This is a genomic window from Rheinheimera sp. 4Y26 (assembly GCF_025245835.1).
GTDB lineage: Bacteria > Pseudomonadota > Gammaproteobacteria > Enterobacterales > Alteromonadaceae > Pararheinheimera.
In genome coordinates, this window is the sequence record NZ_JAOBWS010000001.1 from 783,357 (window position 1) to 808,154 (window position 24,798).

Annotated in this window: 17 protein-coding genes; 10 read left to right on the forward strand and 7 right to left on the reverse strand. The window is 52.8% G+C overall.

Annotation, left to right across the window (positions count from 1 at the left end; translation table 11 throughout):
* Positions 1–25: 25 nt before the first annotated feature.
* The 3 genes from upp to N3Z11_RS03325 are packed head-to-tail and all read left to right on the forward strand — an operon-like array spanning position 26 to position 2,738.
* Positions 26–724: a uracil phosphoribosyltransferase gene (upp, locus tag N3Z11_RS03315; RefSeq protein WP_260655715.1), complete on the forward strand. Its 699-nt coding sequence runs from the start codon at positions 26–28 to the stop codon at positions 722–724.
* Positions 721–1,635 carry an EamA family transporter gene (locus N3Z11_RS03320; RefSeq protein ID WP_260655716.1) on the forward strand — a complete coding sequence of 305 codons (915 nt, stop codon included), beginning with the start codon at positions 721–723 and terminating at the stop codon, positions 1,633–1,635. Before upp ends, N3Z11_RS03320 begins: the two co-directional genes overlap by 4 nt.
* Positions 1,635–2,738, forward strand: coding sequence for an alkene reductase (locus N3Z11_RS03325; protein WP_260655717.1), 1,104 nt, complete (start codon positions 1,635–1,637; stop codon positions 2,736–2,738). Before N3Z11_RS03320 ends, N3Z11_RS03325 begins: the two co-directional genes overlap by 1 nt.
* A 59-nt stretch (positions 2,739–2,797) precedes the next feature.
* Here the strand turns inward: N3Z11_RS03325 and N3Z11_RS03330 are convergent, their stop codons facing one another.
* Positions 2,798–3,289, reverse strand: coding sequence for a MarR family winged helix-turn-helix transcriptional regulator (locus N3Z11_RS03330; RefSeq protein WP_260655718.1), 492 nt, complete (start codon positions 3,287–3,289; stop codon positions 2,798–2,800).
* Positions 3,290–3,597: 308 nt separating this feature from the next.
* Between N3Z11_RS03330 and N3Z11_RS03335 the strand changes: the two genes are divergently transcribed.
* The 4 genes from N3Z11_RS03335 to N3Z11_RS03350 all read left to right on the forward strand — a co-directional run bounded on the left by N3Z11_RS03335 (position 3,598) and on the right by N3Z11_RS03350 (position 12,847).
* Positions 3,598–7,482 (forward strand): amino acid adenylation domain-containing protein, encoded by a 3,885-nt coding sequence (locus N3Z11_RS03335; RefSeq protein ID WP_260655719.1) that lies wholly within the window; start codon positions 3,598–3,600, stop codon positions 7,480–7,482.
* 97 nt (positions 7,483–7,579) lie between these two features.
* Positions 7,580–8,563 (forward strand): pseudouridine-5'-phosphate glycosidase, encoded by a 984-nt coding sequence (locus N3Z11_RS03340; protein WP_260655720.1) that lies wholly within the window; start codon positions 7,580–7,582, stop codon positions 8,561–8,563.
* A gap of 91 nt (positions 8,564–8,654) precedes the next feature.
* Positions 8,655–9,749, forward strand: coding sequence for an efflux RND transporter periplasmic adaptor subunit (locus N3Z11_RS03345; protein ID WP_260655721.1), 1,095 nt, complete (start codon positions 8,655–8,657; stop codon positions 9,747–9,749).
* Between the two features lie 2 nt (positions 9,750–9,751).
* Positions 9,752–12,847, forward strand: a complete 3,096-nt coding sequence (locus N3Z11_RS03350; RefSeq protein WP_260655722.1) for an efflux RND transporter permease subunit — start codon at positions 9,752–9,754, stop codon at positions 12,845–12,847.
* Between the two features lie 51 nt (positions 12,848–12,898).
* On the opposite strand, the gene N3Z11_RS03355 is transcribed toward N3Z11_RS03350, so the two are convergent.
* The 6 genes from N3Z11_RS03355 to N3Z11_RS03380 form a co-directional block, all read right to left on the reverse strand.
* Positions 12,899–14,461 (reverse strand): sodium:solute symporter family transporter, encoded by a 1,563-nt coding sequence (locus N3Z11_RS03355; RefSeq protein ID WP_260655723.1) that lies wholly within the window; start codon positions 14,459–14,461, stop codon positions 12,899–12,901.
* The gene (locus tag N3Z11_RS03360; RefSeq protein ID WP_260655724.1) at positions 14,458–15,516 is read right to left on the reverse strand and encodes an aldose epimerase family protein; all 1,059 of its coding nucleotides are present in this window, start codon (positions 15,514–15,516) and stop codon (positions 14,458–14,460) included. The genes N3Z11_RS03355 and N3Z11_RS03360 overlap by 4 nt, the downstream gene beginning before the upstream one ends.
* A complete protein-coding gene (gene galK / locus N3Z11_RS03365) occupies positions 15,513–16,670 on the reverse strand; it encodes a galactokinase (protein ID WP_260655725.1) in 1,158 nt (385 codons plus the stop codon). Before galK ends, N3Z11_RS03360 begins: the two co-directional genes overlap by 4 nt.
* Positions 16,663–17,892, reverse strand: coding sequence for a UDP-glucose--hexose-1-phosphate uridylyltransferase (locus N3Z11_RS03370; protein WP_260655726.1), 1,230 nt, complete (start codon positions 17,890–17,892; stop codon positions 16,663–16,665). Before N3Z11_RS03370 ends, galK begins: the two co-directional genes overlap by 8 nt.
* Entirely contained in the window at positions 17,885–18,940 is a 1,056-nt protein-coding gene (gene galE, locus N3Z11_RS03375) for a UDP-glucose 4-epimerase GalE (protein WP_260655727.1), read from the reverse strand. Before galE ends, N3Z11_RS03370 begins: the two co-directional genes overlap by 8 nt.
* A 146-nt stretch (positions 18,941–19,086) precedes the next feature.
* Complete coding sequence (locus tag N3Z11_RS03380) at positions 19,087–19,350, reverse strand: hypothetical protein (RefSeq protein ID WP_260655728.1); 264 nt, start codon at positions 19,348–19,350, stop codon at positions 19,087–19,089.
* Here N3Z11_RS03380 and N3Z11_RS03385 point away from each other — a divergent pair.
* The 3 genes from N3Z11_RS03385 (at position 19,349) to N3Z11_RS03395 (ending at position 24,767) form a co-directional block, all read left to right on the forward strand.
* The gene (locus tag N3Z11_RS03385; RefSeq protein ID WP_260655729.1) at positions 19,349–22,180 is read left to right on the forward strand and encodes a TonB-dependent receptor; all 2,832 of its coding nucleotides are present in this window, start codon (positions 19,349–19,351) and stop codon (positions 22,178–22,180) included. The two genes, N3Z11_RS03380 and N3Z11_RS03385, sit on opposite strands and share 2 nt — an antisense overlap.
* A gap of 184 nt (positions 22,181–22,364) precedes the next feature.
* Positions 22,365–23,246, forward strand: a complete 882-nt coding sequence (locus N3Z11_RS03390; protein ID WP_260655730.1) for a hypothetical protein — start codon at positions 22,365–22,367, stop codon at positions 23,244–23,246.
* On the forward strand, positions 23,247–24,767 hold the full coding sequence (locus tag N3Z11_RS03395) for a sensor histidine kinase (protein ID WP_260655731.1): 1,521 nt from the start codon (positions 23,247–23,249) through the stop codon (positions 24,765–24,767).
* Positions 24,768–24,798 lie beyond the last annotated feature (31 nt).

Here is a 24,798-nt window from a genome sequence, read left to right on the forward strand (position 1 = left end):
GCTGTTTTGTTGCAAGGAGCATCTTATGTCTGCACAAATTCTGCCGGTGTCCCCGCTGCATGACGGCGCGGCGCTGCCTGTGATCGAACTGGCGCAAACTGACCGCTTGCGCGCCCTGCATGCCCAGATGCGGGATAAAAGAGCCTGCCAGTCTACTTTTACCTTTTACGCTGATCAGGTGATCCGCTTGCTGCTGGAGCAAGCTTATGCCCTGTTACCCTTTACCGATTATCAGGTCACGACACCTTTGGGTGTGCCCTATCAGGGCAAACGCCTGGCGACCGGGCTTTGTGCTGTGTCTGTGATGCGGGCCGGTGAGAGTATGGAATTTGAATTGCAACGTATTAACCGCGACATTCCGATTGGCAAAATTCTGGTGCAGCGCCATCAACAAAGCAAACAACCTCATTTGTATTACAGCAAACTGCCGGGAAATATTGCCGACGGTTATGTGATGTTGTTTGAACCTATGCTGGCGACCGGTGGTTCGGCCTTGTGTGCGCTGGAGGTGTTGCTGGCCGAAGGCGTGAGAGCGGACCGTATTTTATTACTGAATTTATTGTCATCTCCTGCCGGCCTTGCCCGCCTTGCGCAGCAACAACCCCGGGTGCAGATCATCACCAGCAGCATCGAGCAGGGCCTGACCGGGCAAGCCTATATGTTGCCGGGCATAGGGGACTTTGGCGATCGGTATTTTGGCACCTGGCAGGCGGAGGCGGTATGAGCAGCAGGTCTTATACGCTGGCGCTGCTCTGTGGTGTGCTTGCTGCCATCATTTGGGGTAGCACCTATGTGGTGACCACAGAATTGCTGCCGCCAGACCGACCTTTGCTGGCCTCGCTTGCCCGCGCGCTGCCGGCCGGGCTGCTGTTATTGTTGTGGCAACGTCAGCTGCCACAAGGCCATTGGTGGTGGCGTTCAGCCTTGCTGGGCAGTCTGAATATAGGTGTGTTTTTTTATTGCCTTTTTGTCGCAGCTTATCATTTGCCGGGTGGAGTGGCGGCGCTGGTGATGTCTTGCCAGCCGGTGCTGGTGATGTTGTTCAGTGTGTTTTTATTGCATGAAAAACTCAGGTTGCGGCCTGTGCTTGCCGCCGGCATTGCCAGTGGTGGGGTGGCGCTGCTGGTGTCGGTGCAGGGGGCGGCGTTGTCGGTCACTGGTGTGGTGGCCGGTGTTCTTGGCGCGGCTTCAATGGCACTTGGCATAGTGCTTAGCAAAAAATGGCCCAAGCCGGCCGATATCAGCCTGGTGACTTTTACCGGCTGGCAACTGCTGGCCGGTGGTTTGTTGTTGTTGCCGCTGGCTTTGTATCAGGAAGGTTTACCCGATCGCATCAGCCTGCAAAATCTGGCCGGTTACAGTTATCTCTGTCTGATTGGTGCTGTGCTGGCGTATTTGTTGTGGTTCCGCGCTTTACAACGTTTACCGGCAGTAACCTTGTCTTTTTTAACCTTTACCAGCCCGGTTTCAGCATTGGTTTTTGGTTACCTTGTTTTAAATCAACAGCTTACTTTACAGCAATCGCTGGGGGCTGTGGCCATTTTGCTGGCGATAGTGCTGGCACAACGTCCGCCGGCGCCTGTGGTGCCCGCTGCTGACACTTCGTTGACTCCGTTACCTAAAGGAAAATTCTGATGGCATCTTTATATAGTCCACTGACGACAGGCGCTCTGGCGCTGCAAAACCGTTTTGTGATGGCTCCGATGAGCCGCAACCGCGCCACGGCCGATGGCCTCGCCACAGCGTTGATGGCGCAATATTATGCCCAGCGTGCCAGTGCCGGCCTTATCATCAGTGAAGGCATGCAGCCCAGTGTCACAGGCCAGGGTTTTGCCCAATCACCGGGTTTACACAACCAGCAACAGGCCGACAGCTGGCGGCCGGTCACTGCGGCTGTACACCGGCAGGGCGGCCGTATTGTGGCGCAGCTGATGCACGCCGGTCGCATCGGACATCCGTCTTTATATGCCAGTGCCCATCAGTCACTGGCACCTTCGGCTATTGCCGCCAGCGGTTTTGCTTATACCGCCGCTGGCCCACAGCCTTATCCGGTGCCACGCGCTATGACAGGTGCGGATATCCGGCAATGTATTGATGATTTTGCCACTGCCGCCCGTTTTGCCATAGAAGCAGGTTTTGACGGTGTGGAAATTCATGCCGGCAATGGATTTTTGCTGCATCAGTTTATGACACAACACTGTAACCAACGGACCGATCTGTATGGTGGCTCAGTGCAAAACCGGCTGCGGCTGACACTGGAGGTGGTGGCTGCAGTGGCAGATGCCATAGGGGCCCATCGCACCGGCGTGCGGTTGTCACCACAAAATCCATACAATGATATGCAGGAAGCAGATGCCATGATGTTGTATCCGGCCTTATGCCGTCAGCTGCCTGCGGATTTGGCTTATCTGCATCTGATGGAAGCAGCGAACCGCGATATGACCTTGCAGCTACGGCAGTTGTGGCAGGGTTGTCTGATCCTGAACCCGCATCAGAGTGCAGAGTCTGGTCCTGTGACCCCACAAATTGCTGCTGAAGTGCTGCAGCAGGATGTGGCAGACGCTGTTGCTTTTGGGGCTTTATTTCTGGCCAATCCGGATCTGGTGGCCAGAAGCCGGCGCGGCGGGCCTTATAACCAGCCGGATGCCAACTTTTTTTATGGTGGGGATGCCACGGGTTATACCGACTATCCGACTTTGCAGTTAACACCACAGCCCGAGCCGGAAAGTTTGAGCTGACAGCCAGCCACTCTGGCAGGTTTTGGTAAGGACAACAGGCAAAGGGAAGCGCCTGTTGGCTACATGCCGTGTGACTGCAGCAGTTTTTTCAGCAGCTGCGCCAGTTGTTCCCGCTCAGCCTGACTCAGTGCCGCCAGCAGCTGGTCGCCTTTTGCCAAATGTCTGACCAGCGCTTTATCTATAATCTCCAGCCCTTTTGTTGTCAGAGACACCAGCACACCCCGGCGGTCATGAGGGTCCGGGCTTCGCATGACCAGTTGTTTTTCTTCAAGTTTGTCAATTCTATTGGTCATAGAACCCGAAGTCAGCATCAGGGTTTGCAACAGTTGATTGGGCGTGAGGGTATAAGGTTTGCCCGAGCGGCGCAGGGTGGCAATCACATCAAACTCGCCGCCATTGAGGCCAAATTCACTAAAAACTGTACTCAGTTCGCGGTCAAATAATGCACAGCTTCGCACCAACCGGCCCATCACGGCCATAGGCGCCGGGTTTAGATCAGGACGCTCCTGTTGCCATTGCTGGATCACTGCATCCACTAAATCATCTTTCATTTTTATCTTCTCATGAAGTTTCTTTATAAAGAGGGATATTAGCTTGTGATTGATCGCTGAGCAATAGCGAACAACGGCGCATTAAAACTTAACAAAGACATTATAAATCAATGATAAACGCCGTGATTCTGTTTGATTATCCTCAGCTTTATGACAATGTCATTAAATTATTAATCTTCATATAAAGATACTTGTTGTGAAGATTTTTGCTGTTATCTTGACATGGCAGTTTTTAACAGCGGCGCTTTAGCAGTCGCCGGTAAGTTTTTAGCAAACGACTTTTATTCAATGACAAGGAGGCAAACAGAATGGAAAGAGTACAGTCAGAGGCCACTATTACAGTGTGCCCTATTCAGGCAGAGTTGCAGAGACAATCTGCACAGGGTTGCAGCGATTTGGCCACATTATTGTTATGGCAATGCCAGCGCCAGCCGGATGCAGTGGCGGTGCGCACACAGCAGGAGGAACTGAGTTTTGCCAGCCTGGTGCAGCAGGCGGGTGACATTGCCCAGGTATTGGTCAACCAGACACAACCACAGGACCAATGTATTGGTTTATTTATGGAGCCTGGTACTGACTTGATCCGTGGCGTGTGGGGCATTCTGTTTGCCGGAGGCTGTTATCTGCCATTGTCGCCTGAATATCCGGCTGAGCGTATTCAATACATGTTGCAGGATGCCGGTGTGTCCGTGGTGTTAACCCAGCGGCATTTGCGCTCACAACTGCAGCAGTTGGCACCTGACACTCTGACTATTTTGACAGTGGAAGATTTACCTGCCGGTATATCGCCATTTAAGCCCCGGCTGGATGAGCGGCAGCTGGCCTATATGATTTACACCTCGGGCAGTACCGGCAAACCCAAAGGGGTGATGATTGAACACCGCAGTATTACTGCGCAGCTGCAGTGGCTGGCAACGGAATACGGTTTTGACCACAACACGGCCATTTTGCAAAAAACACCTTTTAGTTTTGATGCGGCGCAGTGGGAAATTCTGGCGTCGGCTATGGGCGCGACTGTGGTGGTGGGGGCTGCGGGCATTTACCGCGACCCACCGGCTTTATTAGATACAGTGGCCGAGCTTGGGGTCACGGTATTACAAGGCGTGCCGACCTTATTACAAGCATTATTGGAAGTGCCGGGTTGCAGTATCGCCAGTGGTTTAAAGTTTATTTTCAGTGGTGGTGAGTTATTAACCCGGCAACTGGCGACAGATCTGCTGAACACTTTTAACAAGTGCCGGCTGGTGAATTTGTATGGCCCAACCGAGTGCACTATTAATTCTTCTGCTTTTGAAGTGACGGCCAATCAGCTGGCGCAAATCCCGCTGGCGGTGCCTATTGGTTACCCGGTGGCAAACAGCCGTTATTATGTGCTGGATGCGGCTTTACAACAGGTGGCGCCTGGTGAAACCGGCGAACTTTATATCAGTGGTATCCAGCTGGCACGCGGTTATTATCAGCGGCCAGATCTCACTGAAGAACGTTTTATCCCAAATCCGCACAGCAGTGAGCCTTTGCATCAAAGTCTGTACCGCACCGGCGATCTGGCGCGGATGGACGCAGATGGCAATACCCATTTTGTCGGCCGGGTGGATAATCAGGTGAAGCTGCGTGGTTATAGAGTGGAGCTGGATGAAATACGGTTGCAGATTGAAAAACACCGCTGGATCAAAAATGCCGCTGTGCTGGTGCAACCCGACAGCAGAACCGGCAGTGATCAGCTGATTGCCTGTATTGAATTGGACAAACAACAAGCCAGCCTGATGGATCAGGGCCGCCAGGGCGCGCACCATCAGTCAAAACAAAATAAATTACAGGTTAAAGCCCAGTTGTCTGATGCCGGACTACGCCAGGAGCATGAACTGTTGGGATACAGCCAGCTACCGCTGCCGGGCGCTGAAGCTTCGGCCGGACAAAAAGCGCTGGTATTTGCCCGTAAAACCTACCGCTTTTTTCAGGGGGGGGCTGTGAGTCAGCAAGAATTGACTGCGCTGTTACAAAGTACAGCACCAGTGCCTGCCGCAGTCAGATCGTTGCCGAGCCTGAGTTTTGCCGACTTTGGTTATCTGCTGCGTTATTTTGGCCAGTATCACAGCAGCGAGCGGCTGTTACCTAAATATGGCTTTGCCTCACCCGGTGCTTTATACGCGACGCAGCTTTATCTGGAAATTGACGGGCTGTTTGGCCTGGACAGTGGTTTTTATTATTACCAGCCAAAGCAGCACAGCCTGTATTTAGTGGCCGGCAAAACTGCAGCGGCAAAACCTGGCCTGAAGCTGCATTTTATTGGCCGGGTGAGCGCTATTGAACCTGTGTATCAGAACAATATTGCCGAAGTGCTGGAGATGGAAGCCGGCCATATGCTGGGGCTGTTTGATCAGGTGTTGCCTGAATTTGGTCTTGGCATCACAGAACACAGTTTTGCGCCAGAGCTCAAGCCGCTGTTGGCGGTGGATGTGCAGGATTTGTATCTGGGGTCTTTTGCCGTCGACAGTTGGCAGGCACCGGATTGCCCTGTGACACAGATTTTGCAGGTGCAGCCAGGTGCAGTGACGGGGTTGGCTGAGGGCCAGTACTTGTGGCAGGACGCTACTTTACAGTTTCTTGACCAGCAACGTATTGAAGAATCAGACGTTATTGCCATTAATCAGCAGGTGTATCAGCGTGCCAGTTTTGGTATTGGCCTGCTCAGCCAGAGTCAGGACCACTGGTATCAGTACATTGCACTGGGCCGGCGTTTACAGCAACTGCAACAAAATGGTTTGCAGCTGGGCCTGATGTCGTCGGGCTACAGTTCAAAATCCGGCCATCCGCTTCATGCAGCGCTTCGGATGGATGCACTTTGTGACGCCCGGCAGATGCCAAAAGCGGCATTTTATTTTGCCATTGGTGGCAAAGTCAGCCCGCAGCAGCAAGCCTGCACCGGCATGCAGGAAGACAGTATCCATATGCGCGGACCGGCCGAAATTTTGCGGGATGAACTGCAAAACAGCCTGCCGGCTTATATGGTTCCGAACAATATTGTGGTGTTTGACCGCTTCCCGCACACTGCCAACGGCAAAATTGACATGCAGGCGCTGCGTCAGTCTCCCCAGGTGCAAAGCAGCAACAATGCAGCTCCTATGCTGGCACCCCGTAACGACACTGAAACCATATTGCTGAGCCTGTGGCAACAAAGTCTGCGGCTGGCGCAGGTGTCGGTACTGGATGACTTTTTTGCCTGTGGTGGCAATTCGTTAAAAGCGGTGGCGCTGATGCATCAGATCAATCAGCAGTTCGGTTTGCAATTACCGATGCAGGCCATTTTTACCGCGCCCACTATCGCGGCTTTGGCGGAATTAGTGCAACAAGCCGCCACAGAGGACAAAGCGCAGAGCCGGTTATTGCTGCTGCATCAGGCGCACAGCGAAAAGAATATTTTCTGCTGGCCCGGCCTGGGTGGTTATCCGATGAATCTGCGGTTGTTGGCCGAAGCCACGGCCGGCGGGCAGAATTTTTATGGTGTGAAAGCCGAAGGTCTGGAGCCAGGTGAACAGATCCAGCCCGATATCAGCGCTATGGCGCAGGCGGATATTGCTTTGCTGAAACAGGTGCAGCCAGAAGGGCCTTACCGCATCTGGGGTTATTCTTTTGGCGCCAGGGTGGCCTTTGAAGTGGCTTATCAGCTGGAACAGCAGGGTGATGTGGTGAAACAGTTATTTTTACTGGCTCCTGGTTCGCCAAAACTCCAGTGTGAAAATCAAAGCGGTCTGGCTGATTTTGCCGAACCCGCTTTTGTCACAGTGTTGTATTCGGTTTTTGCACAGAAAATCAGCGGACCTTTGTTACAACAATGTCTGCAACAAGCCCGTTGTCAGGACTCCTTTGTCGATTTTATCTGTCAGCATTACCGCACATTGCCCAGAAAGCTGGTGGACCATATTGTCAGCCTGGTGCGTCAAACCTATCAGTACCGTTATACCTTTGCCGAACTCAGTCAGCGCCGGCTGAAAGTTGCGCCAGTGCTGTTTAAAGCCAGAGGCGATGATTACGCCTTTATTGAGGCGGTCGGCCGCGAGCTGGGCTTAGTAGAAGTGCAGCTGGAGGCTTGTCATTACAGCCTGTTGCAGGCCAGCGGCATGAAAGAGCTCAGTGGTTACATTCAGCGTTACCAGCAGCTGAGCCGGCAACTGGAAAAATTGCAGTCTGCCTGAGTCAGTATTGCTGCAGGCTCCGCGTGATAAAACGCGGGGTTTTTATCAACCCTGGGGCCGGTCTGCCCGGCCCGTTATTTATTGTCTGGAATACATGATGCAAAAATCCCTTTTTACCGGCAGGGCTACTCTGCCGCTGCCACTTTATTACAGCGCCGAAGTAAAGGCGGCACTGGCGCAACAACAAGCCGTGGTTGCGCTGGAGTCCAATGTGATTTGTCAGGGGCTGGATTACCCGCAGAATCTGCAAACGGCGCTGGCGCTGGAACAGATAGTGCGCGCCAAAGGTGCTGTGCCGGCAACACTGGCGGTATTGCATGGCGAAATCCGGGTTGGTCTGACTGAAGACGAACTGGAGTATCTGGCCACCCGGCCGCAAATCCCAAAGATCAGCAGCCGTGATTTAGCTTTTGTGCTGGCCAGTGGCAGCAGTGGTGCCACTACTGTGGCCTGTTCTTTACAAATTGCCGCCCATGCCGGCATCCGCTTTTTTGCTTCGGCCGGTTTGGGAGGGGTGCACCGTGGTGCCCAACAGAGTATGGATATTTCCGGAGATTTAATTGAACTGACCCGAAACGGGCTGGCGGTGGTTTGTGCCGGTGCTAAAAATATCCTGGATCTGGGACTGACGCTGGAATTTCTGGAAACCCATAATGTGCCTGTAGTTTCTTATCAGTTTGATGATTTTCCTGCGTTTTATTGTCGATCTTCCGGTTTAAAAGCCCCGAGACGGCTGGATGACCCATGGCAGCTGGCGGCCGCTCTTGAATGGCAAGCTGCAATAGCCCCCGGTATCAGCACGCTGATTTGTACACCCACAGCAGAAGCAGACGCTTTGGACGCCGCTTTAGTAGAGCAGGCCATTACTGAAGCGACTGCGGCAGCGGCACAAGCGGGCATCAGCGGTAATGGCCTGACCCGTTTTATTATGAAAGCCGTTGAAAAGGCCACGGCGGGTTTGTCGGCACAGGCCAATGCGGCTGTACTGCGCCATACCACTGCAGTTGCCGCCGAACTTGCCGTAGTGCATGCCCGTTATTGCCAGCAACTGCAGCAAGATGGCAGTCAGGCTTTTGGTTGACAAAAAAAATTTCGACATATATCTTCATGTAAAGATACTTTATGTAAACATTGCTGCTCTGTGTCAGAGTCAGCCTGTCAGGAGGACACCGATGAAACTGATGCCATGGTCTATTACCGTTATTTTGTTGGCGCTGCTTGCTGCCTTGGTCAGTTTGTTACGCCAGTGGCAGCAAAGTGGCCCGGTTGGCAACATGGAACAATCCGCCACCGTCACAGCACAAACTGTCGCCAGTCAGCTGTATCAACCCAGACGACAGGTCAGTGGTGTGCTCAAAGCGCCGCAATATTTGCAACTGACCAATGAATTGTCCGGCACTGTCAGCAGGTTAAATTTCAGTTCAGGTGCTGTGGTGGAAAAAAATCAGGTGTTGCTGGAAATTGATCATCAGGAAGAGCTGGCGCGGCTGGCCGCTACTGAAGTGCGGCTGGCACAACAGCAAAAAACAGTGCGGCGTTATCAGCAACTGTACCAAGGGCAAAAAGTCAGTACCGAAGCACTGGAACTGGCGCAGGCCCGTCTCAGTGAATTGCAGGCGGAACAACAGGTACTGCAGAGCGTGATTGGCAAAAAAGTGCTCAGAGCGCCGTTTCGTGCCAGGGCCGGCATTCATGATCTGCAACAAGGCCAGTTTTTAGAGCGGAATCTGGTGTTAACCACACTGGTTGGTTTGACCGACCACAGCTGGGTGGATTTTTCGGTGCCTCAGGGATTACCTGAGCTGGCAAAGGGCGACAAAGTGGATGTGTATCTGCCTGGCAAAACACAGGCGATGACGGCGCAGGTGGTTTCAGTGGAAGCTGAAGTCAGTAGCCGTTTGCGCCAGCTCAGATACCGGGCCAGTTTGCCGGCCAGTCAACAACAGTTACGTGCCAATCAGCTGGTGCAGGTGGATTTTGCCACTGGTGTATCGCAGCAGTTGCCGGTGATCCCGGCCACGGCAGTGGTGCGGGATCAACTGGGTGACTATGTGTATTTACTGGAAAAAGACCCCGCCGGCGTACTCAGAGCCAAAAGACAACAGGTGCAGCTGGGGGCCAGGTTGGGGGAGCAGGTGCTGGTGACTGCGGGCTTGCAACAGGCGCAGCTGATCGCCAATGAAGGTGCTTTTAAACTGCGGGATGGGTTAAGGGCACAAGTAACAGCCAAAGCAGCCGACAGCCTGACTGCTGCGGCGGAGTTCTGAACATGAGCAGTTCAGCTAAGCGCAGCACCGACATTTTTGTCAGTCGTCCTATTCTTGCCATTGTTTTTTCATTGTTGATTTGTTTTGGTGGGCTGTGGGCAGCAAAAGAAATTGCCGTCTTACAGTTTCCGCGTCTGGAAAGTACAGCGCTGGAAATCAGCACCCGCTATACCGGCGCGGCAGCGGCCACAGTTAAAGGTTTTATTACCGATCCGGTAGAGCGGGTGGCCGCCACTATTCCGGGGCTTGATTATGTGGACTCAGTCAGTAAAGCCGGTGAAAGCAAAGTCACCGTTTATCTGCGCCTGAATGAAGACAGTACCAGGGCGCTGGCCGAGCTGAACAGTAAACTCAGCCAGATCCGGTACCAGTTGCCCGCCGGGGCTGAAGATCCGCTGGTAAACGTAAAAAGGGCCGACCGGCCTCATGCGTTGTTTTATTTAAATGTCAGTGCAGCTGGTATTCCACTGAGTCAGTTAACCGACTATTTATCCAGACAGGTGACCCCTGTGCTTGGCAATATTCCCGGTGTACAAAAAGTGGATATTGAAGGGCGTCGTACCCCGGCGATGCGGGTGACGCTGGATGCAGACAGCCTCAGCGCCTTTAATTTAAGCCCCGATGATGTCTGGCAGGCGTTAGCGGCCAATAACAGTATTGCCACCTTAGGTTTTACCGAAACCAGCAAGCAACGTATTGATTTAGTTGCCAATACCCAACTGGCCACCGCTGAAGACTTTGCCAGTCTGATTGTGCGTCAGGCAGAAGGACAAACTGTGTACCTGCGCGATCTGGCCACAGTGGCGCTGGCGCATGAAGAGGCGGTGATGACAGCGCGGCTTGATCAGCAGGACACAGTGTACCTGTCGGTCTGGCCTTTGCCCGGCGCCAATGAAATAGCGGTGGGTGATGCGCTTTATGCGGCAACGGCGGCGCTGAACCCGACGCTGCCGGACGGGGTTGAGATCCAATACGCCTACGACGGCACCTTGTATATGCGGGATGCGCTGAAAGAAATTTTTATCACCCTGGCGGAAACCATTTTGCTGGTGGCACTGGTGGTGCTACTGATGATGGGCTCACTGCGCACTGCCGCAGTGCCTTTGGTCACTATTCCGGTGTCTATTCTCGGCGCCATTGCCGCTATCAGTCTGGCGGGTTTTTCACTGAATCTGTTAACGGTGCTGGCGATAGTGCTGTCGGTGGGGCTGGTGGTGGATGACGCCATTGTGGTGGTGGAAAACGTGGCAAGGCTGGTGCGTCAGGGGCATTCGCGTTATCAGGCGGCCTTACTCAGTGCGCGGCAATTGTTTACGCCGATAGTGGCCATGACACTGACGCTGGCAGCTGTGTATGCGCCTATTGGTTTGTTATCGGGTCTGAGCGGGGTGCTGTTCCGTGAGTTTGCTTTTACCCTGGCCATTGCGGTGATTATTTCCGGCGTGGTGGCTGTGACTTTATCGCCTGTGATGAGCAGTTGGGTGATTGCCGACGCCGGGCGGGAAAGCCGGTTCAGCCAAAGGGTGAACCACAGTTTTGGCCGTTTTAGTCATCTATACCGCCGTGCACTGCTGTGGGCCCAGCGGTTTCGGTTGCAGTTATTAAGCAGCGCTTTGTTACTCAGCCTGTTATTGCTGCCGTTTTATCAGGGCTCACAAAAAGAGCTGGCGCCGGTGGAAGATCAAAGCAGTATTTATGTGCTGGTGCAGTCGCCGCCGGAATCTTCGTTGTTATATAACGAACAACAAATGCGGCCTATGGTGGATGACCTGTTAAAACTGCCGGGTGCAACACAGATGTGGCAGAATATTTTTATCAATGGCGCTTTTGGCGGTATCGAATTCAGCCCCGCAAAAGAGCGGCAGCAAAGTACCCAGCAGTTGTTGGGGCAGGTATATGGTGTATTGTCGGCGCAGCCCGGTATTCAGCCTTTGCCCATTATGCCTGCGCCTTTGCCCACTGCCGGCCAGTTTGATGTAGAGCTGGTGGTCAAAGCCAATGCGCCTTATCAGGAGCTGAAAGAATACGCTGATAAGCTGGTGGGGGCGGCCTTTGCCAGTGGCCATTTTTTATATGCTGACACCGATTTAAAAATTGATTTGCCCCAGACTGAATTGCGGTTAGACCGCGATAAAATTGCCGATTTAGGCTTGCAAATCGCCGATGTCAGCCAGCAGTTGTCGGTGTTGCTGTCGGGAAATTATGTCAACAGGTTTGATGCTCAGGGCAAGGCGTATCAGGTGATCCCGCTTTTAAGCCAGAATTTGCGTGCTGATGTCAGCCGCTTGCTGGATTTACCGATCAAAACCGCGGACGGCAGTCTGTTGCCCTTGTCTGATATTGCCCGGCTGCACTGGCAAACAGTGCCCCGTCAGCTCAATAGTTTTTCCCAGCAAAATGCGGTGCGCATTTATGGCGGGGTAGCTCCTGGCAGTACCAAAGAAAGTGCATTGTTGGCACTGGAAGCTGCAGCGCATCAGTTGCTGCCAGCAAGTTACCTGCTGGATTATGCCGGGGAGTCCAGACAACTCCGCCAGCAGGGCACTTCTATGTTGCAGGTGATGATGTTGTCGTTACTGGTGGTGTACCTGCTGCTGGCGGTGCAATTTAACAGCTTCCGTGACCCGCTGGTGGTGCTCTTTGGCAGTGTACCGCTGGCTTTGTCGGCGGCAATGTTGTTGTCTTATCTGGACTTCACCACGCTGAACATTTATTCGCAGATTGGCCTGGTGACGCTGGTTGGGCTGGTGGCAAAAAACGGCATTCTGATTGTGGAATTTGCCAATCATCTGCAACTGACGGGTTTAAGCCGGGCTCAGGCCGCCATTGAAGCAGCAGTCAGCCGGTTCCGCCCTGTGATGATGACAACTGCGGCTACTGTGCTTGGCCATTTTCCACTGGTGCTGGTCAGTGGCGCCGGTGCGCAAGCCCGCAACAGCATTGGCATTATGTTAGTGGCGGGTATGTTATTAGGTACCTTGTTTACACTTTTTGTGCTGCCGCTCTGTTATCAGCTGTTTGCGACAACACGGCAGCAGACAGCTGCGCCAGCGAGTGAGGCCATAGCAGCTGACGCACTGCTTTTAAGCCAAAAATAATCGCAGCCCAGGCAAGGGCGAGTTGCCCTTGCCTGCTAAAAAACGGGCTTGTTACCACCAGGCGTAATAAAAGCTGGCGACGACCAGCGACACCGCCACTGCCGCCAGATTAAAAGCCGGTTTAGTGTCAAAGCGGATATCCGACAGCTGAACTGCGGTGGCCGGTACCGGCTTTTGTTCGGCCAGAGTGACCAGCACGGCCAGCAGCAGACAACTTAAAAACACCAGACCGACTCTGTCCATAAAAGGCAGCTCAGGCCAGAATTGTTTGGCCAACAGCGACAACAGGGCCGAACCAATAGCCGCAGCTAAAGCGGCGTTGGCCGTGGTGCGCGGCCAAAACATCCCCAGTAAAAACAGCGCCACTATGCCCGGGGTAAAAAAGCCGGTGAATTCCTGAATATACTGAAAGGCCTGATCAAAATCGCCAAGCAGTGGTTTTGCTGTGACTAAAGCCAGCAGCAAGGCACCAACCCCGGTCAACCGGGCCACCAGCACATAATGCTGTTGTGAGGCCGCAGGTTTTAGCTGACGGTAAATATCCATGGTAAAAATAGTGGCGACACTGTTGGTCATAGAGGCCAGACTCGACAAAATGGCTGCCACTAAAGCTGCAAAAATCAAACCTTTAATGCCGGACGGCATCAGGTTCATCAGCGCAGGGTAGGCCTGATCCGGCTTGGCTAAATCGGGCAGAATTAATACAGCGGCAATGCCGGGCAACACCACAATAAGCGGCATCAGAATTTTTAAAAAGGCCGCAAAAACAATACCTTTTTGCGCTTCGGCTAAGTCTTTGGCGGCCAGCGCCCGCTGAATAATATATTGGTTAAAACCCCAGTAGGATAAGTTCATCACCCAAAGACCGCCCAGCAGCACGGACAAACCGGGCAGGCTGGCGTAATGTGGATGGTCCGGGCTTAAAATCATGTCAAATTTATCGGGTGCCTGCAGCATCAGTTGGTCTAAACCGGCCAGCACACCGGCACCGGCGCCAATTTGCTGCAAAGTGACATAAGATAAAAACAAACCGCCGGCCACCAGCAACACCACCTGAATAATATCGGTAAAGGCCACCGCTTTCAGACCGCCATATAGCGAGTAGGTCAGCGATAACAGCGCCAGCAACAACATACTTTCAAATAGCGCCAGACCTGTAACGGCATTGACCGCCAGCGCGCCCAGCCATAACACGGCCGTCAGGTTCACCAGCACATAAACCGCCAGCCAGAACAGCGCCAAAGTGGTGCGCACCCTGTTATCAAAACGCTGCTGCAAAAACTGCGGCATGGTATAAATTTGCCGTTTCAAAAATACCGGCAGGAAATATTTACCCACAATAATCAGGCTGATGGCCGCCATCCATTCATAAGACGCAATGGCCAGACCAATGGCATAACCCGACCCCGACATCCCAATAATTTGTTCTGCCGAAATATTGGCGGCAATCAGCGACGCGCCTATCGCCCACCAGGGCAGGCTGTTGCCGGCCAGAAAATAGTCATTGGTGCCTTTGGCGTGGCCACTTTTTTCCCGCGATACCTGATAAGCCAGCAGCAACAGCCCCAGCAGATAACAAGCAACAATGATTAAATCTAAAGTACTGAGCGTCATAGTTTTGTTCCCGTAGTGGTCTGTTGACTACCGCTGTGTGCTGTGGGCCACAGCTCATCCGGCTTTTGTAAAAACTGATAACACAGCTGATGCTGATACCATTGGCCGGCTTTTAACAGCGCCGGTGGAAAGTGCGGCTGGTTCGGTGCATCCGGCCAGTGTTGGGGTTCCAGACACAAGCCCTGACGCGGCAAAAAAGGTGTGGCTAAATACTGGCCGGTATAAAGTTGCAAACCGGGTTTATTGCTGAAAAGCCGCAGCTGCACGCCACTTTGCGGTGACCATAAGCTGGCGCGCCATTGCAGTTCAGACGAATTGGCCGCCTTGGGCCAGACCAGGCAGTGATCAAAACCACTTTTGTTGTGAAGCGCCGGTTGCTGTAACCGCTGCGACAATGCTGTGGGTTGCTGAAAATCAAAAACTGTGCCCGCGACAGCGCAGATATCGCCTGTGGGCAAGGTATCAGCATCTGTCGGCAGATAATGGCTGGCATCCGATTGCAGCAGGTGATTGTCGATGCTGCCGCCGTCACTGTTTAAATTAAAATAACAATGGTTGGTTAAATTCAGCACTGTGTCCTGGTCACTCAGTGCTTTGTATTCACAATAAAGCTGGCTGTCCTTTAGCATAATTGTGCACCAGAGCTGCACTTCACCGGGAAAACCACAGCTGCCCTGTGGCGACAATAAATACAGCTGCAGTCCATCTGTGCTGTGCCACAGCAGCTGCCAGTGCTGCTGGTGTAAAGCGCCGCTCTGGCCAGCTCCACCATGTAAACAATGGCCATTGGCATTGGTATCCAGCTGATATAACTGCTGATCCAGATAAAACCGGCCCTGGCGGATACGATTGGCATAACGCCCCACTGTAGCGCCCAGATAATAAGGATCGTGCTGATAATAAGCTGGCGTTGGGTAACTTAACGTCAGCTGCTGGCCAAAACAGCGGATGGCGCTGATATAAGCGCCAAAAGGCAACACATCCACCTCCAGCCCGGCCTCAGTAGATAGGGTGATACAGCTTAATGCAGCATCCGCTGTTGCCGGCCTGGTCACAGTTGTGTTGCTCCCTGACTGGCTTCACAGACAAAAATATCGGCCTTTAAGCCGGTTTTTGCCGGATATTCTGTCGCCACCACAGCCTGCACCTGCGCTATTTTGTCGCTGGGTAACAGCGCCACCACACAACCACCAAAACCACCGCCAGTCATCCGCACACCGCCTTCATTCCCCACCACGGCACTGACCAGCTGCACCAAGAGGTCAATCGCCGGCACTGTGATCTCAAAGTCCTGCTGCATCGACTGATGCGACTGCGCCATCAGCGTGCTTAACAAGCGGATGTCCCCTTGTTGCAAAGCTCTGGCGGCAAGCCTGGTGCGCTGATTTTCACTGACCACATGGCGGGCGCGTTTGGCTTCAAGCGGACTGAGTTTATACAGCTGCTGATTCAGCTCCAGGTCGCTGATATCCCGCAGTGCCACCAGACCCAGTTTGCGGGCCGCGGCTTCACATTGTTGCCGTCTCTGGTTATAGGCACTGTCCACCAGACCCCGCTGCACATTAGAGTTGATAATCAGTACCGACAATGACTGTGGAATGCTGACTTCGGCGCAACCTAAACTGCGGGTATCGATCAGCAGGGCTTTGCCTTGTTGACCCAGCGCTGAAATCAGCTGATCCATAATGCCGCACTGGCAACCCACAAACTGATTTTCCGCCTGTTGGCCATTCAGTGCATTGTCGCGCCCGGACAATTCAAAACCACTGACAGTACTCAAACAAAGGCCAAGCGCCACCTCCAGCGAGGCCGACGAGCTTAAGCCGGCACCTTTGGGCACATTGCCGCTGATGGCAATATCACAACCCTGCAACTCATAACCTTGTTGCAGCAGGTTATTTGCCACACCGCGCACATAGTTGGCCCAGCTGTAACAGGGATGAGCCGCTATTGGCGCACTGAGGTCAAATTCATCCTGCTGCTGATAATCCAGTGCCAGCACACGAATTTTGTGGTCCGGTCGCCGGTTTGCCAGCACCCAGGTGTAAAAGTTAATGGCACAAGGCAACACAAAACCGTCGTTATAGTCGGTATGTTCACCAATCAGATTGACCCGGCCCGGCGCCTGAAACGCCAGCTGATGTGGCTGGTGATAATGGCTGGCAAAAGCCTGTTGTAATGCCACCAACTGTGCTGGCTGCTTATCCATGTTCCGTTCCTGCATGATCTTTCTCAACCATTTGTTTTTTATAATGAATGTCGCTTTGGTTGCGCAAACGTTCAGCGGCCTGCTCCGGTGTCATATCGCGCTGGGTTTCGGCCAGCATTTCATACCCTACCATAAACTTTTTGATGCTGGCGGAGCGCAGCAGCGGCGGATAAAAATGGGCGTGTAATTGCCAGTGCTGCGTTTCATCGGCGCAGCACTCTTGTTCATCTAGGCCGCGCTTTTGTTCATTCACGCTGCGCTGTTGTTGATCTATGCTGCGCTCTTGTTCAGCTGCTTTGAGCTCTTGTTCATCTATGCTGCGCCCCGGATAAGGCGCACCATGCCAGCCCATTGAATAAGGAAAAGCACACTGGAATAAGTTGTCATACCGGCTGGTCAGCCGTTGCAGAATATCGGCCAGCGCCAGTTGCTGGGCAGCGCTTAGCTGTTCCATCCGCGCCACCTGCGCTTTTGGTAATAACAAGGTTTCAAAAGGCCAGCTGGCCCAATAAGGCACCACCACCAGCCAGTGTTCGTTGTGCAGCACCAGCCGCTCCTGATGCTGCAGCTCGGCATGGGCGTAATGCAATAACAGGTTTTTGCCATGTTGCTGCAGATAACGGCGCTGCGCTTTGTCGGCTTTGGCCGGCAAAGTGGGAATAAAGTTACTGGCCCAGATCTGGCCGTGCGGGTGTGGGTTAGAGCAGCCGTTTATCGCACCTTTATTTTCAAACACCTGCACCCAGCGATACTGCGCCGACAATTGCCGGTATTGGTCTATCCAGCTTTGGATCAGCTGCACTATTTGCGCCTGGCTTAATTCCGGCAGGGTTTTGCTGTGATCCGGCGAATAACAAATCACTCTGCTGGTGCCCTGTACCGACTGCAGTCTGAACAAATCATCCTGATTATGCTGATAACCGGGGCCATCAGGTTTTAACGCGGCAAAATCGTTGGTAAACACAAAAGGGCTGCGGTAGTTGGGGTTGCGCTCACCGCTGATACGAAGATTACCGGCACATAAATAACATTCCGGGTCGTAGGAGGGCAGCATTTCAGGGTCTGTACTTTCCAGCTGCCCCTGCCATGGACGTTTGGCTCTGTGCGGAGACACCAGCACCCAATCGCCGGTCAGCGGATTGAACCTCCGGTGCGGATGTTCGTGTTGCATAAACACCGGTTGCAGCTGCTCTGGCGCTGTCTGCTGTTCAGGCTTATTCATCCACCCCTCCGGCTTTGTGCGGCTGATGGCTGTGGCGATCACGCTGTTGCCAGCGCCAGGCGTCATCGGTCATTTGTTGTAAGTCCCGCTCTGCGACAAAACCAAGTTGTGCTCTGGCTTTGGCAACACAGGCCACAGTGCTGGCCACATCGCCCTGGCGCCTTGCCACCACCCGATAGGGCAAGGAGCGGCCACAAGAGCGTTCAAAAGCGCGGATCACTTCCAGCACCGAATAACCCTGGCCACGGCCCAGGTTATACAGATGCAGGCCGGGGTCGGTCAGATGGTGCTGCAGCGCCAGCAAATGGCCTTTGGCCACATCTTCGACATGAATATAATCCCGTACCCCTGTGCCGTCGGCTGTGGGGTAGTCGTTCGCAAAAATCTGAATTTCACTGCGCTCGCCACTGGCCACCTGCGCCACAAAAGGCAGCAGATTATTGGGTGTGCCGGTGGGCGACTCGCCTAACAGGCCCGAATGATGCGCACCGGCCGGATTAAAATAACGCAATAAAATCACACTGACAGACGGATTTGCCTGGCAAAGATCAGCAAGTATGGATTCAACAAAATATTTGCTGCGACCATAAGGGCTGGCTGGCGCGCAGGGACTCTGTTCATCAAGCGCTTGCTCAGACGCTGCGTAAACAGTGGCCGAGGAGCTGAATAACAAACAAGGCACCCGGTGTTTTTGCATCAACGCGGCCAGTAACAGACTGCCGGCAACATTGTGCTGGTAATAATCCAGTGGCTGTTGCCAGGAATCACCCACAGCTTTTAAGCCGGCACAATGTAATACGGCCGAAAAATCGCCTTGCGCCAGTACCTCGTCCAGCAGTGCTTCATTGCGGATATCGCCCTCGATAAACTGCGGCAGTCTGGTATTGCTGCCGCTGCCGCCCTGCGCTAACTGAGCTATTCGCGCTACCACACTGAGATCACTGTTGGATAAGTTGTCCAGCAAAGTCACCTGATAACCCGCCTGCAGCAGTGCAACAGCACAATGTGAACCGACATAACCGGTGCCACCGGTTAATAAAATATTCATAAGTTCCTTGGGTGTTGGCCTGGAATGGCGCGACCTTAGCGCCGCCACTTTGGCCTCGTCAACGACAGAAGCCGCAAAGGTTACAAAGCAGGAATACTCCGGCAAAAATGCGCATTACTTCAGACCTGACAGCCTGCAAAGCGCAGTTATTCTGGCTTGTTTCTGATACAGGGGGGGGCGGCGCCTTTTTGCCGGCTGTTATTGTTGTGCTTATTTTTCAAGAAATAGCCGGAGGATTTAAGGAGGCATACGGGGTTAAAAAGGCGGATTAATAAAACCGTTCCAGCGTTGAACAGCAATCCAGGCGTTGCGCTTGATTGCCCCACAGCTTCTGGCCAGCGGTTTTTAGCTGCTCTGCAGTAAAGAATAAAAGCCAGGCCGGATTTTTTTACTACACGAGGCAACAACATGAAAAAAACCTATCTGGCACTTTTAATCGGCTCGGCGCTGGCATGGCCAGTGGCGGCCGCCACTGCGGCAGAGCCGGACGTCGCCCAAAACGAACAAAACAGCAGTACCGTCAGCAGCAAAACAGCAGCAAAAACCAGCAAAAAGAAAAAAGCGGCCAGCGACGATGACAAAGTGGAAGTGATTAAAGTTACCGGCATCCGCAGCAGCTTAAAAGAAAGCCAGGAAATCAAAAAACTGGCCGACAACGTCATCGACGCCATAGTGGCAGAAGATATCGGTAAGTTCCCGGATGAAAACGTGGCTGAAGCGCTGCAACGAATTCCCGGGGTCAGTGTCACCCGCTCCAACGGCGAAGGTCAGACTGTGACAGTGCGTGGTTTAACCGGCGATTACAACATCACCACCTTAAATGGTCGCAAACTGGCGTCCGACAACCCGTCACGGGATTTTAACTACGACGTCATTGCCTCCGAGCTGATTAGTGGTGTGCAGGTGCATAAAACGCCTCAAGGCCATTTACCTGAAGGTGGTATTGGTGCTGTTGTTAATGTACAAACTGCGCGGCCTTTGGATATTGGCAAATTTGTGATGTCGGGCTCATTAAACAGTACTTATAACGAAAGGGCAGAAAGCAACGACCCAAGAGCGTCGTTTTTTATCAGCGACACTTTTAATGACGACACCTTTGGTGCGCTGGCTTCTATTACCCATTCCAATTACACCAACCGTCACGACAGTTATCAGGCCTGGAGTTTTAGCGAAAGGGCAGTCGATATTGGCCGCGACGGTGTGGTGGAGCACAGCGCAGTACGCTTTCCGGGTTACGCCCAGCTGACTTCTTATGAAGATGAAAGAACCCGTACCGGCGGCACCATGGCGCTGCAATGGCGGCCGGCCAACAATATTGATGTCAATTTTGACGCTTTATACAGCGTGTACGACATTGACTCGCATGGTCGGCAGTTGTCGGTGGTGACTTATTCCGAGTCCTGGTTACCAGCCAAAAACGGTGTTTATACCGAAGTGGATGTGGCGCCCGATGGCTGGGCCAATAAGCTTGCCTGGCAAGGCCCGGCGCTGATGGATATTGTTGATACCCGAGCGCCCAGACGCAACACCACGTATCAGTACGGTGTGAACGTCAATTGGGTACTGGACGACCTGACCTATACCTTTGATATTTCAAGTTCAGAAGCTAAAAACAAAAACAACGGCGACAACAAATATGTGGTGGCGCGCTCTGGCGTAGAAGCGGCCAGCATTAACTGGGCCAACGGCCAGGCGGTGCCGGATATTATTCTGTCGGAAGAAGTAACCCCCAACAGCGTGTTTGGCGCCTGGTACACCAATACCGACGGCACTGGTGTGAATGACGCCACTCAGAATGCGGCTTTTACCGGCACCTGGGAAAATGATGGCCTGGTCAGCAAAGTGATGTTTGGTGCAGGTTTGGACAGTCAGGAAAAAGAACGTATTACCCACCGTTCGCGCAATGCCTCTATTTTTGCCGGTGAAAACCTGGCCAAAATTAATGCACCCAGGTCGGCTTTGGTGAATTTTTATGGCCACGAATGGTGGCGTTTACCAAGCAACGCGCTGGATGCCGGCAATATCAGTAATTTTATGGGCGATACCAAAGCGCTGATCCCGGCCAACTGGGCCACAGTTAATATGGACAACCTGTATAAATTCCTCGGTGAGCTGGACCCTGCTGCTGCCGATTTACTGAAAACCGATATTTCCAAATCACAGTCTTTTATTATTAAAGAAGAAATTGCCCACGCTTTTGTTGAGATGAATATTGAAGATGAGGTGTTTGACATGCCTTATCTGCTGAATCTGGGCCTGCGTTATACCCGCACCGATGTGGCCTCCAGCGGTCATAGCCAGAATATTCATAACCTGAAATTTGGTGCTGACGGCAAACCGGTGGATAACAGCTGGGAGGCCGTGCAACCTGTGCAGGAGGCGTCAGATTATGACGATATTCTGCCAAGCCTGAACTTTAAGATTAACCTGACCGATGAGGTGATTTTCCGTACTGCAGCGTCTCAGGTGATTTCACGGCCGTCGCTGAACGAGTTGGCCCCTTACACTTATATTGATGTAAAACCAAACGAGCAGGGGGTGCGTTATTATGAAACCCGCACGCCGGGGCTCAAACCTTATACCGCCGACCAGTTTGATACCGCGCTGGAATGGTATTACCACGAAAGCGGCACTGTGACCTTTGCCACTTTTTATAAAGAAGTGGCCAGTTTTATCAAATGGGATAAAACCAGCGAAACCATTGATGGTCAGCCATTTGAAGTGTGGAAACCCTATAACGACAGCAGTAAAACCGCGCGTATCCGCGGTTATGAACTGGCATTTTTACAAACCTTTGACGACATGCTGCCGGACTACTTAGCTGGTTTTGGGTTGCAGGCCAACTACACTTACAACGACAGTGTATCCGGTGAAAAAGACGACCAGGGCAATGAAAAACCGTTCCGTGGTTTATCAAAAAACCAGACCAACCTGGTGGCCTTTTACGAAAACAACAAATTTGAAGCCCGTATTGCCTACAACAACCGTTCCGGTTATTACGCCTGGGATAACTGGTCGGTGATAGGCGGTGTTTGGGTGGCCGAGGCGCTGCACAACAACAGCACCAGCTGGATGGACCTGGGTGTCAGTTATGACATTACCGACAACATCACTTTGCGCGGTGATGTGGCCAACCTGCAGGACAAAATTGACACCCGTTATTTAGGTGACCCGTCGCATATTCAGTACGCCGCCACTTATGGCCGCCGTTTTTCCCTGGGGGTGCGCGCCAAGTTTTAATAACCCTGTGTGATATCTCTGCAAATTGTTGTTTGCTCCCGGTACTTCGGGACAGCTGTGACAAGTTGTTTACCTGGAGTTTTGACCCGGCTTAGGCCGGGTCTTTTTTTGCCGGTGCGGCCCGGCACAGCCGGCAGTTTTTGCTTATACTGGCTCAGTTAGCCTGACAAAGGATGTGTTGCTGATGAAAAAGCATGTGCTATCAGCCGGTTATATCTTTGCGCTTTGGTTGTTGCTTTGGCTGTTGCCGGCCGGGGCGGCGACAGTACAACAGGTGGTTTATGCCTGGCCTGCATCGATGCAACAGGACGAGCGCGGGCATTATCCGGTGGCTTTGTTAATGCTGGCGCTGAGCAAGGCTGGTGGCCATTATCAACCGGTACCCAGCGCTTTTGTGATGAGTCAGTACCGCACCCTGAAACAGCTGGAGCTGGGACAGGGCATTGATGTGGCCTGGACTATGACCAGCCCTGAGCGTGAACAGCAGTTAAAACCGGTGCGTATTCCGATCGACCGTGGTCTGATGGGCTGGCGCTTGCTGGTGATCCGTCAGCAGGATGACGCCAGATTCCGCAGCCTGGCCACAGCCGAACAGTTGAAGTTGTTATTAACAGTGCAGGGCATCGACTGGCCGGATTATCAAATTCTCAAAGCCAATGGTTTTGCCGTGTCTGCCAGCAATCATTTTGATGGCATGTATCACATGTTACGCAAAGGCCGTGTTCAGTATTTTCCGCGTTCTGTCACTGAAATCTGGCCTGAGCTGGCGGCTTTGTCTGGGCCTGAGCTTAGCGTGGCGTCCGACTGGGCACTAAATTATCCAACCGCTTCTTATTTTTTTGTCCGTCACAACGATGTGGAACTGGCCGCAGCCATAGAGCGCGGGTTGGAGCTGGCGCTGGCCGATGGTTCGATGCAGCAGTTGTTTTTGCAGCATTTTTCAGCTGTGTTGCAACAGGCTGATTTCACAAAACGTCGTGTGATCCAACTCACTAACCCGCTGCTGCCGGCAAAAACGCCGTTGCAGCGCAGCGAGTTATGGTTTGACCCAAACAAGGGCTATTAGATGAAAAACTATCTGAATATCCGGCAGTGGCTGCGACAAAGTATTGCCGCCAGACTGGCCATGGTATGTTTTGGCTGGAGTTTGCTGGTGGCAGGGCTGGTGACTTTATGGTTGGTGCTGCATGAAAAAAAAGAAGCCTTGCAGCATGCCGAAGCTGAACTGCATAAGATTTCACAAAGTTATTTGCCGGTACTGAACGACGCACTCTGGACTCTGGACCCACAACGGCTGCAATCGCAGTTGGATGCACTGCGTCAGTTTCCTGAGCTGGCACGGATTGAGCTGACCAACGACAGCGGCGAGCTGACCCGGATAGAGCTGCGTCCGCTTGAACAGTTATTGCTGGAGCGGCGTTATCCGCTGGAAATCGAGATCGAGGGCCAGCGTTACCCACTTGGCGAGCTGCATTTAATGATTGATGCCGCCAGCTTAAATGAACAAATGTGGGAAACGGCGCAGGCTGGTTTAATTACGTCGTTTTCCACGTTGTTTTTCAGCAGTTTATTATTGCTGTTGTTATTTCAGCGTTGGGTCAGCCGTCAGCTGCATCAGCTGGCGCTGTATGCCAGGCAACTGAACGCGGACAATCTGTCGGCCAGCCCGGTCTGGGCCGGTGCCGATTTTTATGCCGACGACGAAATAGGTGCCATAGTGGAAGCTTTTAGCGGCATGCAACAACGGCTTGGCAAAGAGCTAAAACACAGGGCTTTGGTGGAAGCTGAGCTGAAGTCTTATCAGAGTGAGCTGGAGCTGATGGTGGAGCAGCGCACAGCTCAGCTGGCGGCGCAAACCCAGCGGCTGGGGCTGCAGTCGCAGCAGTTGCAGGAGCAAAACGACGACCTGAATGCTTTTGCTCACACCGTTGCTCATGACTTAAAACATCCGTTAACCAGCATGATTGGCGTGGCCACTTTATTAACCCAGACGGGCGATGCGCTGAGTCCGGCGCAACAACAAAACTTTTTACAACAAATTTTGCAGTCGTCGCAAAAAATGAATTTGATGATCAATGCCTTGTTGCAGTTGGCAGCGCTGCGGTCTGATGAAGAACCGGAAAAAACCGAAGTGCAGGTAGAGCACAGTATTCAGGAAGCATTACAACATTTGCAGCCGCTTTTGGATGAAAACCACAGTCAGGTCAGGTTATGCGGGCCTTTTCCCAAAGTGCTGGCGCAGCCACAGTGGCTGATGGAAATCTGGTTAAATTATCTGTCCAATGCGGTGAAATATGGCGGCAAGCCAGCGCAGATTGAAGTGGGGCTGGATACTCTGACCGATAACAGCAACTGCTGGCGGTTTTGGGTCAGAGACCATGGTAGTGGTGTGCCGGCCGGGCAAAAAGACAAATTATTTGTCGAATTCTCCAGGCTGCATCAGATGCGCAGCGACAGTCATGGTTTGGGGTTGTCGATAGTCCGGCGTATTTGTCAGAAGTTAGGTGGCAACTGTGGTTACGAAAGTACAGTCGGAGGGGGCAGTACTTTCTGGTTTACCTTACCTTTAAGCCGGCCGATGGCCTGAGCCAATTTTTCGGCGGCTATAGAGTTGAACT